Here is a 13,266-nt window from a genome sequence, read left to right as displayed (position 1 = left end):
TTTGGAGCGCATCGCATTTCCTTTTTTAGCAATAGATCTTTTGTAAGATCCCATTCTTTTTACTTGGCCTTCTTTTACTATAACTTCTTTCGAAGAATCAAATAATACTTTTTCAATAAAAAATTATGAAATTCCGCAAAAACATTCAACTATTCAAAGAATACTCCTAAATTCAAGTGTTAATTCTGAAACAAAATGCCAGTTGTAAAACACTCTGATTACCAGCCTCCTTTATGGCTGCCAAATGGTCATTTCCAAACCATTTATCCTTCCTTGTTTCGTAAAGTAGATGGGATAAGTTATCAGCGTGTGCGTTTATCAACTCCTGACCATGATTTTTTGGACTTGGATTGGTCAAAAGTTAATCCTCATGAAACTCATTCACAGCGCCCACTTTTGATTTTATCACATGGGCTCGAAGGTGATTCTACCAGACAATATATCACGGGCATGGTCAGGTTGTTTAACCGACACCAGTTTGATTGTTTGGCATGGAATTTTAGAAGTTGCTCAGGAGAAATCAATAAGCAAGTACGTTTTTATCATAGTGGTGCTACCGATGATTTGGACTTGGTAATCAAGTACGCAGCGCAAAAATATAAGGAAATATACCTCATGGGCTTTAGCTTAGGAGGAAATCTTACCCTAAAGTATTTGGGTGAAAATGGCGAAAATCTTCGTCCTGAAATCAAAAAGGCTGTAACATTTTCCGTACCTTTGCACCTTTCTGGAAGTAGCTCCAAAATGGAAAGTTGGCAAGACTGGGTATATACCCGCCGTTTTAATAAAACACTTACCAAAAAAATCCAAGAAAAGGCAGTTTACTTTCCTGAAAACATCAACACTACAAATTTGTCGAAAATACGCACCCTGCGTGATTTTGACAATTATTACACTTCACAACTTCACGGATTCAAAGATGCAGAGGACTATTATCAGAAAAATAGTTCACTATATTTTATTGAAAAAATCCAAATACCCACGTTAATAATTAATGCCCAAAATGACCCTTTTTTATCGAAAGAATGTTTCCCTTTCGATAAGGTAAATCGCTTAGAAAAAGTATTTTTCCAAGCTCCCGAAAAAGGCGGACATTGTGGGTTTATGCAAAAAGGCTATGAGGAAACCCTCTGGTCGGAATATCAAGCATTAGGCTTTTTGTCCAAACACTAGCAACGAGTACCAAATAGGTTAACCAATACATAAATAACTAGAGTTTCAAATCCGTAGGAAAAGGCTTTGACCCTGACTTGCGATATACAGTAAGAACATGTTGACTAAAACAGCAGAACATCAAGTAAATTTTGTCATTGACTTTGACAGCACTTTCACGCAGGTAGAAGGTCTTGACGAATTAGCGGCCATTGCATTGGCAGGCAACAAAGACAGCGAAAAAATTGTCGGTGAAATCAAAGCGATTACTGACAAAGGTATGTTGGGTGAAATTGGGTTTGCTGATTCCTTGAAGGCGAGAGTTGCCTTATTGCCAGCACACCGCGACCATGTAAATACTTTGATTGAGTTTTTGATGGGTAAAATCTCAGATTCATTTGCTCGTAACAGAGAGTTTATCTCGATGTATCGTGAAAATATCTACATTGTGTCGAGTGGTTTCAAAGATTTTATTGTTCCTGTAGCCGTGTCAATGGGCGTAAAAGAAGAAAATGTTTTTGCAAATACATTTACTTACGACGCAGAAGGAAATATCATTGGATACGACGAAAGCAACTTGCTTTCTCAAGATAAAGGTAAAGTAAAATTACTTCAAGCCTTGCAATTGGAAGGCGATGTGTATGCGATCGGCGATGGGTATACAGACTATGAACTTCGTGAGTCTGGTTTGGCGAATAAGTTCTTCGCTTTCATCGAAAACGTGGAGCGTCAAAAAGTAGTAGAAAAAGCTGATGAGGTTGTAGCTTCATTAGACGAATTCCTATATATCAATGGCTTGAGCCGTTCTCAATCTTATCCAAAATCAAAAATCAAAGTTTTATTATTAGAAAACGTTCACCCAAAAGCTGTTGCAGCTTTCAAAAATGAAGGGTTTCAGGTAGAGCTATTGAAAGGTGCTTTGGACGAAGAAGAATTAATCGAGCGTATCAAAGGTGTTTCGATTTTAGGTTTACGTTCTAAAACTAATCTTACCAAACGTGTGCTTGAGCATCCAAATGCTAGTCGTTTGATGGCCGTTGGAGCATTCTGTATTGGTACAAACCAAATCGATTTAGCTGAATGTGAAAGACGTGGTATTGCAGTATTTAATGCACCTTATTCAAACACTCGTTCAGTAGTAGAATTGGCAATTGGTGAAATGATTATGTTGACTCGTGATATTTTCACGAAATCAAATAAAATGCACCAAGGTGTTTGGGACAAATCTGCAACTAACTCTTACGAAATTCGTGGTAAGAAGCTCGGTTTGGTAGGTTATGGTAGCATTGGTACACAACTTTCGGTTATTGCTGAGGCCATGGGTATGGAAGTTTACTTCTACGATGCTGTTGATAAATTGGCCTTAGGTAATGCCAAAAAGTGTAAGACTCTTGAAGAACTATTAAGCATTTCTGACTTTATCTCTATGCACGTTGATGGTCGTAAGACTAACTCAAACATTATTGGAGAAAAAGAATTTGCCATGATGAAAGACAATGTAATCTTCATCAACCTTTCAAGAGGTCACGTAGTAGATATTCCAGCATTAGTAAACGCCTTGAAGTCGGGTAAAGTTTGGGGAGCGGCAGTTGACGTATTCCCGTATGAACCAAAAACTAACGACGAGGAGTTTATGAACGAATTGCGTAGTTTGCCAAGAGTAATTTTGACTCCGCATATTGGTGGCTCTACAGAAGAAGCTCAAGCAAATATCGGTGAATTTGTACCAAGCAAATTGTTACAGTTCATGAACAACGGTAGCACTTACGGCTCTGTAAACTTCCCAGAATTACAATTGCCAGCTTTGGAAGATGCACACCGTTTGTTGCACGTACACCAAAACGTACCGGGTATTTTGGCCAAAATCAACGGAATTTTTGCCAAATACAATGTCAACATCAAAGGTCAGTATCTCAAAACAACCAACAACATCGGTTATGTAATTACTGACGTAGCAAAAGAATACGCAGACGAGATTGTAGAAGAGCTAAAAGGCTTAGATAATACCATCAAATTTAGAATGTTGTATTAAAATCTTGTATTCTTATATCTTTGTGCCACGTATTTCGTGGCACAAGTTTTTTATCCCCATCTAAAAGCATGATAAAAAAAATAACGATTCAAAATTTCTTCAGCTTTGGCAATGAACAAACCATCGAATTGAATGCTGATACCAATGTTCTGGTAGGAATTAACGGAACAGGAAAATCAAATTTCATCAAGGCGATACGTTTGTTGAAAGCTTTTTTAAATGCGGGTGATTTTGAAAAGTTATTTATGCAAAAATGGGGTGGATTTTCAGGTGCTTGTAATTTTATAAATCCTGATGCTTCTACAATTTACCTACGCTATGAGTTTGATAAAAATGTTGTAAGGAATTTAGACGATACTTTTAATAAGGATGATTACCATATTGAATTTACAATAAGAAAAATCGGAAACTCTTACGATACTTTAATAGGAGCTACTAATTTGGAGGTTGCTGATCAATTACTCAAAGGTATCGAAATATACGATAATTTCGATACAGCTTTTGAAAGTCCCATCCGTCAATTGTCGCCTTACTATTCAGAAGTCAACCTTTTAAGTGATGGTAAGAATCTGACAGGGTTATTGAGTTATTTGAATGGAAATTCAGTTAAAGCTTTTGATAAACTGGTAGAAGAGTTTAAAAAGATTAATCCAAATTTCCGAGAACTTGTTTTTACAACTCCTATTGCTGGTAAAAGCTTACTTTCACTTAAAGAAAAAAACTTAGATAGAGCTATTACTATTGAACATATTTCGGATGGTACATTAAGATACTTGCTTTTGCTTTCAATTTTCTATAATCCGAAAAGAGGAAGTATAGTTTGTCTTGATGAACCAGAAATGGGCTTACATCCAGATATGATTAATGGTGTTGCAAGAGGTATCAAATACGCTGCACAAAATGGCACACAGATGATTATTGCGACACATTCTCCCTTACTATTAAATGCTTTTGACTTAGAGGATTTAATGATTTTTGAGAAAAATGAAAGTAATGAGACTATCGTAAATAAAGTGTCAGAAGAAGATTTCCCTAATTGGGAAGGCGAGTTTTTGGCAGGACAAATGTGGCTTAGAGGTCAAATTGGAGGAACGCGATGGTAGATGTCAGCATTTTAGTTGAAGGCGGTGTTCATCCACATAGTAATGCCAGCGCTGATACATTTGATAATAGTGAAAAACTTCGTGAGAGTTTTCAGACGCTACTTTCGAAAGGTGTTCAAGATGACCGTATTCAAATAAAAATCGATACGAAAGGCTCCTACACCTCGATTATCAAAATACCTCTGCATTCAAGTCAATTAGCCCTATTGGATTTGGATGGAGATCAATCACAAAGAACGGTACGACTTAAAGAGTATCAATTAGACAAACATCAGGATTTTGTATTTTTTATGATACAAGCCATGGAAAGTTGGATACTTTCACAGCCAGATGCGATTGAAAAAACATTTGAAGAATATACTAAAATATTGGAAGACTCTCTAGCCGAATTCCAAGCATTGAAGGATGCTTCACCAGAAGATATTTCCAATCCTAGTGAAGTTCTCAACTCACTACTACAATCCTATTTTGAGTATGAAAAAGCAGGTAAGATAAAAAAGTTGAAATACGGTAAGTTAAAAAACTCGCACTTGATGATTCAGCAACTCGACCCTGAAATACTCGAGTACCAATTTGAAGATTTCCATTATTTACTGAACAAGATTAAAGAACTATTAATTCATGCGTAAAACGTACTTTACCCCAGGTCCAGCCGAACTTTTTCCAACTGTTGAACAACACTACCGCGATGCGTTTGACCTTCAATTAGGGTCTATTTCGCACCGTTCTGCTCAGTTTCGTAAGATTTATCAGCATACGGTAGAGCAACTTCGTACGCTGATGAATATCCCTGAATCATCGGGCATTTTCTTTACTGGCTCTGCTACAGAAATTTGGGAGAGAATCATCCAAAACACCGTAGAGTTTGAAAGCTTCCACTTGGTAAATGGCTCTTTTTCAAAGAAATTTTACGACTTTTCAAGCGAGTTAGGCAAATTTGCTCACAAATACGAAAAACCCTTTGGTGAAGGTTTTGACTATGCTGAAATCCAAGTACCGCAATATTCAGAATTGATTTGTACCACTGCCAACGAAACGTCTTCGGGTGTACAGATGCGTCCTGCCGAGATTCATAAACTCAAACGTGGGAATAAAGATAAATTCGTAGCTGTGGATATGGTATCGTCGGCTCCCTATCCTGATTTAGACTTTGAATTGATAGATACAGCGTTTTTCTCTGTACAAAAATCATTTGGTATGCCTGCTGGATTAGGTTGTTGGATTGCCAACCCGAGTATGCTTGATAAAGCCAAATCATTGAAGAAAAACGATGGTATTATTGGTACTTATCATACTTTACCTTCTTTGTGGAAAAACTTCGAAAAATTCGAAACACCTGAAACTCCAAACGTAATGGGAATTTATGTGTTAGGAAAAGTAGCCGAAGACATGAACAAAATCGGTATCGAAACGATTCGCAAAGAAACAGAACGCAAAGCCAAAATGCTTTATGATTTTGCTACGAAGTGTGATTACCTCGATATTTTTGTGCAAAACCCTGAACACCGTTCGCAAACAGTAGTAGTGGTAAATACCGTTGGAAAACCAGCTGCTGAGATTATCGATGCGGTAAAAACTTCTGACAATATGGTTATTGGCTCAGGTTATGGTGATTTTAAAGCTACACAACTTCGTATTGCCAACTTTGCGGCGGTTAATATTGAGCAAGTTGAAAGCTTAATCGAAGTAATGAAAAAGCTATAATTTTTTATACGAATGTTAAGACATTCAAACTATTGTGAATTTGGGATTTCTGATTTCGGAAACAGGAGTTTATTCTTTAATTTTTTGCAAAATATCAGTCAAAAAGTAAGCTATACTTCCGAAATCCAACAGCAGATAGCCGAAATATCGCTAATGCATCATCCTGAGTTTTAGGATAAAAAGGCGTTCGAAATCAGTTTTTCGAGCGCCTTTTTTGATAATATGTTTGAGAATATAATCGCATTAGACGTAAAGTATTACGTCTCTACAGATAAAAATCACTCAACCATTCAATTGCAAATCACTAAATAGGATAAATCTCTTCTATCACTGTTAACTAAAGTAGCTTGTCTGTTCCCTTCTTTGTCCCTATCTTTAAGCAAGTATTTCGAGTGGTTCTGTAATATTATCACTCTTCAAACTGTCCATCCTCAATTTAACAAATTACCTACTCCCGTGGAAAATACAATCTCAACCTCTCCTACTCGCTGGGGGATTATTGGCTGTGGAAAAATCGCTGAAAAATTTGCTGATGATCTTATGAATGTTCCAAACGCTGTACTCAATGCAGTAGCGTCTCGTAATCTCGAAAAAGCGCAGGAATTTGCCAAGCCTTATCAATGTCCTAATACCTTCGGGAGCTATGAAGAACTTGCCAACAGCGGCCTTGTAGATGTGATTTACATTGCAACACCTCATGCGCAACATTGTGAAAATACCTTAATGTGTCTCGAAGCAGGAGTTCCAGTATTATGCGAAAAAGCATTCGCTATCAATAGCCAAATGGTGAAAAGCATGATTGCTAAATCTCAAGAAAAACAAGTATTCTTGATGGAAGCTATCTGGACCCGTTTTCACCCTGCTATTAATCAAATCAAAGGGATTATTGAAAATGGCACCATCGGAGAAATCAAGCATATCGTTGCAGACTTTGGCTTCTTGGCAAATTATGACCCAGAAGGTCGTTTATTTAATCCTGAGTTGACAGGTGGCTCGTTGATGGATATTGGAATTTACCCTCTATTTATTAGCAAACTACTTTTGGGAGTTCCTTCTCAAGTAAAAGCGGTAGGAGTCATGGCACCTACAGGTGTAGATATGAACATGTCTATTGCTCTAGCGTTTCCTAGTGGTGCAACTGCCTCATTATTCTCTACTCTAGCAGCTCAAACAGATACAACTTGTACCATTTATGGTACCAAAGGTAAAATCTATATTCACGGTCGTTTCCATGAAACATTTGGTTTTACACTGACTATCGAAGGCGAAGAACCAAAAGAGATTTCAACTGAACGTAATGGCTGGGGCTACAGTTATGAAGCTATCGATGTGCAGCGTTGTTTGGCTGAGGGACGTATCGAAAACGATAAACTTCCTTTACAGTTTAGTTTAGAATTAATGGAACTTATGGATGAAATTCGTGCTCAAGTGGGCTTAAAATACCCTCAAGAAGCATAACAGATAATGATTTACAACTAAACTCTATTTTTCATAAATGACTTACCTTGCAAACCCTACACGCTACAGCGACATGACATATCGTCGTTGTGGACGTAGTGGACTACAACTTCCAGCGCTTTCGTTGGGTTTATGGCATAATTTCGGAGGGGTAGATACCTTCGAAAATTATCGTGCTATCCTTCATACAGCTTTTGACCAAGGTGTAACGCATTTAGACCTTGCCAATAATTACGGGCCTCCTCCAGGCTCGGCAGAGGAAAATTTTGGAACAATTCTCAAAAAAGACTTTTTGCCTTATCGTGATGAATTAATCATTTCGACCAAAGCTGGATATACGATGTGGCCTGGTCCTTATGGCGATTGGGGCTCGAAAAAGTATCTTGTTGCGAGTCTTGATCAAAGCCTCAAACGTATGGGATTGGAATACGTAGATATTTTTTATCACCATCGCCCTGATCCAAATACGCCATTAGAAGAAACTATGGCGGCTTTAGATTTGATTGTTCGTCAAGGCAAAGCTTTGTATGTGGGAATCTCTAATTATAAAGCTGAAGAAACGGCTCAAGCAAGCGCTATTCTCAAACAGTTGGGTACGCCTTGTGTTATTCACCAGCCCAAATACTCGATGTTTGAACGTTGGGTTGAAGGAGGATTATTGGATACTCTGGAAAAAGAAGGTATTGGTTGTATTCCTTTCTCGCCATTGGCACAGGGTTTATTGACCAACAAATATCTTCAAGGTGTACCAGAAGATTCAAGAGCTGCCAAGCCTCATGGTTTCTTAAAAACGGCGATGATTACTCCTGAAAAACTAGAGCAAATACAGCAATTAAATGCTTTAGCTCAAGAGCGCAGACAAAGTTTAGCACAAATGGCTCTCTCATGGATTTTGAAAGACCCTAGAGTAACGTCAGTATTAGTAGGTGCTAGCAGACCAGCTCAGTTATTAGATTCGTTGGAATGCCTTAAAAACACCAACTTTTCAGCAGAAGAGTTAGAAAAAATCGAAACGATTTTGAAATAGATTTTCACTAATGCAAAACACCCTTCCTAATGCCTTTGAGCGAATCAGGAAGGGTGTTTTTATATTTTTGAAAATGAGTTTAATCTAACAAACCTTTTTGTTTTAAATAGTCAAAAATCAACTTGTCAACTTCTGCAATTTTGTCTTGGTCTGAGTATTTGAGCCATTGGATTTCTTCTATTTCTGAACTCGCTTTCAAGTCACCAACATATTTTCCTCCATAACAAGTCATTTTTACCATAACTCCTTCGGGATGTCCATGCGCTTGTGCTTCAAAAGTACCAATGTAATACAACGTTTCAGCTTCAAGCTTTACACTCAATTCCTCTTCAATTTCTCGAAGTAACGCTTGCTCATCTGTTTCTCCGACCTCTCTTTTTCCACCTGGGATATAGAACTTATCCTTCCCATAACTTTTTGTGGAAAGGATAGATTGATTCTGTAACTCTATCCAAGCAAGTTTATCTATAACCTTCATATTCAAGATGTATTTTTATAAACTATTCCCCTTCACTTCGTCAAAAGTATAATCTTTCAAGATTTCACCATTTTCAAAAACTGTTACGAGTAAATCCTCCCCTTCTTCGTCGAGGTTAACTGTATGATATTCGTTGTCTTTGAAAATGAGTTTCAAACGCCCTTTTTTACTCTTTTTACCGTGGTCTGTAATAGGGTCTTTAAATACCAGACGGTCTTGCCCATCGACGGTAGCGCAACTACATTTGAAGGCAAATTTTTGGGTATCTCTATGTACTTTTTGCAAAAGTGCTCCTCCCATCCCAAAGGTAATATTATCGGCACTCCAACCATTTAGAGCAAGATTTTCAAGGATTTCGCCAATACTTTCATAGTTGACTCCATCGCCTTGGATTACTCTGATTTGAGGCACTAATACTTTATATCCTTTTTCGTTGATAGTATAGCCTATTTTCTCGCCTAAAATTTCTGTTACTTTCAACACTACATCTTTTGGAACACCACTATCTGGACGAACTACTAAAGTACCATTTCTAGCTAAAATCTTTTCCTTCAAAGCTTCTCCCCACAGTTTTTCGCAAGCATAATACACGTCGTAGCTATCGCTCACAACAGCGACTAACCCTTCTGGATATTGGTCAAGCATATTGCGATAGGCATCTAGCTCCCCTTCTTGTTTCCAACTCGTAATCGTGCTGTGTTCGGCAGCAGGAATACTAAAACCAAACATACTGTCGGGCTGATAGTACTCTTGGATAAATGTCAAAGCAGTGACGGTATCCGTACCCATAAAGTTTACCAAATGCGCCGCTCCTCCTATACCTGCACTTTCGACACTAGAGACTCCTCTAAAACCAAAATCATGAAGTTTGAAATCAATAAGGCTTGGGTCACCCGTTTTTTCTAAATAAGATAAAATCAATGAACGAACGGCCTTACTGGTGGTAGCAACTGTACATGGATACCACAATTGTACCAATAGAGTTTCTAGAAAATTGCTTAACCAATAGCATTTAGGATCGGTATTTTCAACGGTCATTAGCACATGATGAGTCGGAATAACCGCCCCTTCGGCAACCGCCTTGATTCTTATTGGAAGTCTACCTTGATATTTTTCGAGAATATATTCCCAGCCTTCACGGTTAAATAGCGTTTCTGAGCCAAAATGTGCGGCATAAAGTTTAGCAGCTTGGTCTATTTTAGCTTGCGTAACGACTTCTCCTGCCAAATATTCCTTGAGCAAATACTGCAATCCAAAAAAGGTAACTTGCTCGAACTTTCCTCCGCGACTCTCGAAATAACTGTAGATATGACTGGTTCCAGAAGGATATTGTTTGTAATGACTTAGCTTGTAGCTGTCGGTGAGTAGGAGGATATTATTTTGCATATCAACTCGGTTTGAGCTTCGAAAAGCTGTATTTATAGCAGTAAACTAAAGGCTATCAAGCCATTTCTTAAGTCTGGTGAATTTAGCTTACGTTAAGTTTTTATTAAAAAACAAAGATAGAATTCTTGATGTAGTAAAGAACTTATCAAGAAAAATATTTCTTAGGGGCTTTGGGCAACAAGCTCTAAAGAATCCGAAATCAAATATCTGACATCACCAATCCTTAAAATCCCTTTTTTTCCCACAACCTAAAAATCACACGGTGCTCTTCAACAAAGTCTTGCTCAGTCAGAGAAGTAATATCGAACCATCTTAACTCCTCGATATCGTCTTGCGCTGTGGGAGTTCCCCCTTCGTATTCGGCTACAAAAAAACTTGTGATAATTTTGTCAACCTCTTCTCTGTATCGCCAATCATCTATTTTGGCAGTACCAATGTATCGAGCTTTGGTTAATTTCAAACCCGTTTCTTCCTCGGCTTCTCGGATGGCTGCATCTTCGAAACAATCATCCTCGGGGTCGATAAACCCACCGATAAATCTAAAAAGTGCTTGTTGGGGTTTTCTGCCAAGTAAAACTTTATCACCAGATACGATAGCTACATCGACAGTAGGAAATACTTTTGGATATTGCGCTCGAACGGTTTGAAACACTCCTACTCGATAGGCTTCTTGCGAACGGTCGGCATCGCTGATAATGTGTGGTGCATATTCGGGCAAATCAACCCATTCGATAGGATAACTAAGTTCATATTGAGTGAGGTTATTGCTCTCTTTGAAGACAAATAACTGACAATCTTTACTTTCACCAACCTCCTTAATAATAGCATTTTCCAATGCTTGCGAGGTTGCTTGTGCAGATATTTGCTTTTTGAAGGACGCAATCTTAGCGTTTGGAAATTCCTTTTCCAACATCAACTTTCTGGTTTCTATATCCAAAGGATGATTTTTACTAGAGGGAATAGGCGCTGAAGCTATTACAAGAATCACTTCAGGAAATTGATTTTGTAACTGGTTGATAAAGGCTTTTTCAAAAGCTCCTATTTCTATCTGTTGAAAAGTGCCAACCACTACGGCGTATAAAACTGATGAGGTATTTTGAGTCATACTCTTGGTCTATTTTTCTTTGAGTACTTTAAAAATACAACCATTTCTTGAAAAGAAGGGTTTCTTTGTCTATGCATTTGTCCAATACCTTTAAAATCTCTCTTGTATAAACCTATAGAGTCTGACAATGATTTTCTTGAAATCTTGGTAATTTGTAGCAAATGTGTTTTGGTAACGATCAGAGTATCTATTATTCACTTACCCAAACCACAACTATATAACCCTTCCAACTATGATAAGAAAAAAACTCTTAAACCTTTGTTTATTAGGTTTTATGACCTTCGGATTTGTACCTCCCAAGCCCAAAACACCCAATATTGTTTTGATATTTATGGATGACCTCGGTTACGGAGATATTGGTGCCAACGGTGCTACCAATTACCAAACACCAAACATCGACAAGATGGCATCAGAAGGTATTAGGTTTACTAATTTTTTGGCAGCTCAAGCCGTTTGTAGTGCCTCAAGAGCAGCACTGCTAACAGGCTGCTATCCCAACAGAATTGGTTTCTCAGGAGCCTTAGCGCCTACCTCTACTATCGGAATCAATGCTAATGAAACAACCTTAGCAGAGGTTTTGAAAGAAAAAGGATATAAAACTGCTATCTATGGCAAATGGCATTTGGGTCATCAAAAACAATTCTTACCATTGCAGCATGGATTTGATGAATACTTTGGACTACCTTATTCCAACGATATGTGGCCAGTTGATTATGATGGAAGTCCCGCACCAGAAGGTCATTTTAAGAAAAAGGCTTATCCGACTTTACCACTGATTCAAAATAATGAAAGAATTGAGGATATAACGACACTTGAGCAACAAGGGATGTTGACTTCCAGATATACAGAAAAAGCCGTTGATTTTATCAAACGAAATAAGAATAACCCATTCTTCTTGTATTTGCCCCATTCTATGCCTCATGTGCCTATCAATGCTTCTCCAAGATTTAGAGGAAAAAGCCAACAAGGGCTATACGGCGATGTAATCATGGAAATAGACTGGTCAATTGGTGAGGTATTGAAAGCCTTAAAAGCAAATGGCTTGGATCAGAATACACTTGTGATTGTTACTAGTGATAATGGACCTTGGCTAAATTATGGCAATCACGCTGGTTCGTCGGGAGGATACCGTGAAGGAAAAGGGACAAGCTATGAAGGCGGGCAACGTGTGCCTTGCGTGATGCGATGGAAAGGAACTATGCCTGAGGGATTGGTTTGTAATAAATTGAGTTCGACGATTGACCTTTTACCAACGATTGCAAAATTCTGTCAAGCTAAACTTCCTAGTAACAAAATTGATGGATTAGATATTTCGGAACTACTAAAAGGAAACCTTTCGGCTGAGCCAAGAAAATCGTTTTACTATTACTATCGCAAAAACTCTTTGGAAGCTGTTCGCAAAGGCAATTGGAAATTAGTGTTGGCTCACAATGGTCGTACTTACGAAGGGTTTCAGCCAGGCAACGATGGTTATCCTGGGCAAGTGAATGAGAATTCACCCGTTCCAATGGCTTTGTACGACTTACGTCGTGACCCAGGCGAACGCTATGATGTTCAGAAAACATATCCTAAAATCGTAGAAGAGCTACTTCAATTAGCCGAAGAAGCGCGGGAAGATTTGGGCGACGATATTACACAAAAGACAGGTAAAAATAACCGAGAAGCAGGAAAAGAGTAAAATAAGTGCGGAGTTGTGAGTGGGGAGTGATGAACTGTATTAAAAATCAAACTTTCAGGCAAATATTATTTTGTGAGCGCAATTTTATTTGCCTGAAAATCATTCTGAAACACAGTATTGTTTTTGACGATAGCGAAAGCTTG

General features: G+C 38.1%; 11 protein-coding genes. 8 read left to right on the top strand and 3 right to left on the bottom strand.

Annotated elements, in window-relative coordinates:
• Positions 1-195 precede the first annotated feature (195 nt).
• The 7 genes from QM481_RS24440 (at position 196) to mgrA (ending at position 8,476) form a co-directional block, all read left to right on the top strand.
• Positions 196-1,173 (top strand): YheT family hydrolase, encoded by a 978-nt coding sequence (locus QM481_RS24440; RefSeq protein WP_283383737.1) that lies wholly within the window; start codon positions 196-198, stop codon positions 1,171-1,173.
• A 97-nt stretch (positions 1,174-1,270) separates the two neighbouring features.
• Positions 1,271-3,184: a phosphoglycerate dehydrogenase gene (gene serA / locus QM481_RS24435; protein WP_166550336.1), complete on the top strand. Its 1,914-nt coding sequence runs from the start codon at positions 1,271-1,273 to the stop codon at positions 3,182-3,184.
• A gap of 68 nt (positions 3,185-3,252) precedes the next feature.
• The gene (locus QM481_RS24430) at positions 3,253-4,287 is read left to right on the top strand and encodes an AAA family ATPase (RefSeq protein WP_283383736.1); all 1,035 of its coding nucleotides are present in this window, start codon (positions 3,253-3,255) and stop codon (positions 4,285-4,287) included.
• On the top strand, positions 4,281-4,916 hold the full coding sequence (locus tag QM481_RS24425) for a DUF4276 family protein (protein ID WP_283383735.1): 636 nt from the start codon (positions 4,281-4,283) through the stop codon (positions 4,914-4,916). Before QM481_RS24430 ends, QM481_RS24425 begins: the two co-directional genes overlap by 7 nt.
• Complete coding sequence (locus QM481_RS24420; RefSeq protein WP_283383734.1) at positions 4,909-5,991, top strand: aminotransferase class V-fold PLP-dependent enzyme; 1,083 nt, start codon at positions 4,909-4,911, stop codon at positions 5,989-5,991. Before QM481_RS24425 ends, QM481_RS24420 begins: the two co-directional genes overlap by 8 nt.
• Positions 5,992-6,447: 456 nt before the next feature.
• The gene (locus QM481_RS24415; RefSeq protein ID WP_283383733.1) at positions 6,448-7,449 is read left to right on the top strand and encodes a Gfo/Idh/MocA family protein; all 1,002 of its coding nucleotides are present in this window, start codon (positions 6,448-6,450) and stop codon (positions 7,447-7,449) included.
• Positions 7,450-7,486: 37 nt separating this feature from the next.
• Positions 7,487-8,476, top strand: a complete 990-nt coding sequence (mgrA, locus tag QM481_RS24410) for an L-glyceraldehyde 3-phosphate reductase (RefSeq protein WP_283383732.1) — start codon at positions 7,487-7,489, stop codon at positions 8,474-8,476.
• Between the two features lie 79 nt (positions 8,477-8,555).
• Here the strand turns inward: mgrA and QM481_RS24405 are convergent, their stop codons facing one another.
• From QM481_RS24405 to QM481_RS24395, 3 genes are all read right to left on the bottom strand, one after another.
• Complete coding sequence (locus QM481_RS24405) at positions 8,556-8,954, bottom strand: NUDIX hydrolase (RefSeq protein WP_283383731.1); 399 nt, start codon at positions 8,952-8,954, stop codon at positions 8,556-8,558.
• Positions 8,955-8,969: 15 nt separating this feature from the next.
• Entirely contained in the window at positions 8,970-10,340 is a 1,371-nt protein-coding gene (locus tag QM481_RS24400) for a nicotinate phosphoribosyltransferase (protein ID WP_283383730.1), read from the bottom strand.
• A gap of 223 nt (positions 10,341-10,563) precedes the next feature.
• Positions 10,564-11,445: an NUDIX hydrolase gene (locus QM481_RS24395; RefSeq protein ID WP_283383729.1), complete on the bottom strand. Its 882-nt coding sequence runs from the start codon at positions 11,443-11,445 to the stop codon at positions 10,564-10,566.
• A gap of 232 nt (positions 11,446-11,677) precedes the next feature.
• Between QM481_RS24395 and QM481_RS24390 the strand changes: the two genes are divergently transcribed.
• Complete coding sequence (locus tag QM481_RS24390; protein WP_374760928.1) at positions 11,678-13,123, top strand: sulfatase family protein; 1,446 nt, start codon at positions 11,678-11,680, stop codon at positions 13,121-13,123.
• Positions 13,124-13,266: the final 143 nt, after the last annotated feature.

Origin of the sequence: Flectobacillus rivi (genome assembly GCF_030056655.1) — a bacterium.
Classification (GTDB): Bacteria; Bacteroidota; Bacteroidia; order Cytophagales; family Spirosomataceae; genus Flectobacillus; species Flectobacillus rivi.
Note: the sequence above shows the minus strand (reverse complement) of the source record. Positions and strands in the feature narration are given on the sequence as shown.

Coding starts and splice junctions, on each gene's coding strand:
- QM481_RS24395 (WP_283383729.1), bottom strand. CDS start 11,445: ATGACTCAAAATACCTCATCAGTTTTATACGCCGTAGTGGTTGGCACT.
- serA (WP_166550336.1), top strand. CDS start 1,271: ATGTTGACTAAAACAGCAGAACATCAAGTAAATTTTGTCATTGACTTT.
- QM481_RS24440 (WP_283383737.1), top strand. CDS start 196: ATGCCAGTTGTAAAACACTCTGATTACCAGCCTCCTTTATGGCTGCCA.
- QM481_RS24390 (WP_374760928.1), top strand. CDS start 11,678: ATGATAAGAAAAAAACTCTTAAACCTTTGTTTATTAGGTTTTATGACC.
- QM481_RS24425 (WP_283383735.1), top strand. CDS start 4,281: ATGGTAGATGTCAGCATTTTAGTTGAAGGCGGTGTTCATCCACATAGT.
- QM481_RS24405 (WP_283383731.1), bottom strand. CDS start 8,954: ATGAAGGTTATAGATAAACTTGCTTGGATAGAGTTACAGAATCAATCT.
- mgrA (WP_283383732.1), top strand. CDS start 7,487: ATGACTTACCTTGCAAACCCTACACGCTACAGCGACATGACATATCGT.
- QM481_RS24400 (WP_283383730.1), bottom strand. CDS start 10,340: ATGCAAAATAATATCCTCCTACTCACCGACAGCTACAAGCTAAGTCAT.
- QM481_RS24420 (WP_283383734.1), top strand. CDS start 4,909: ATGCGTAAAACGTACTTTACCCCAGGTCCAGCCGAACTTTTTCCAACT.
- QM481_RS24430 (WP_283383736.1), top strand. CDS start 3,253: ATGATAAAAAAAATAACGATTCAAAATTTCTTCAGCTTTGGCAATGAA.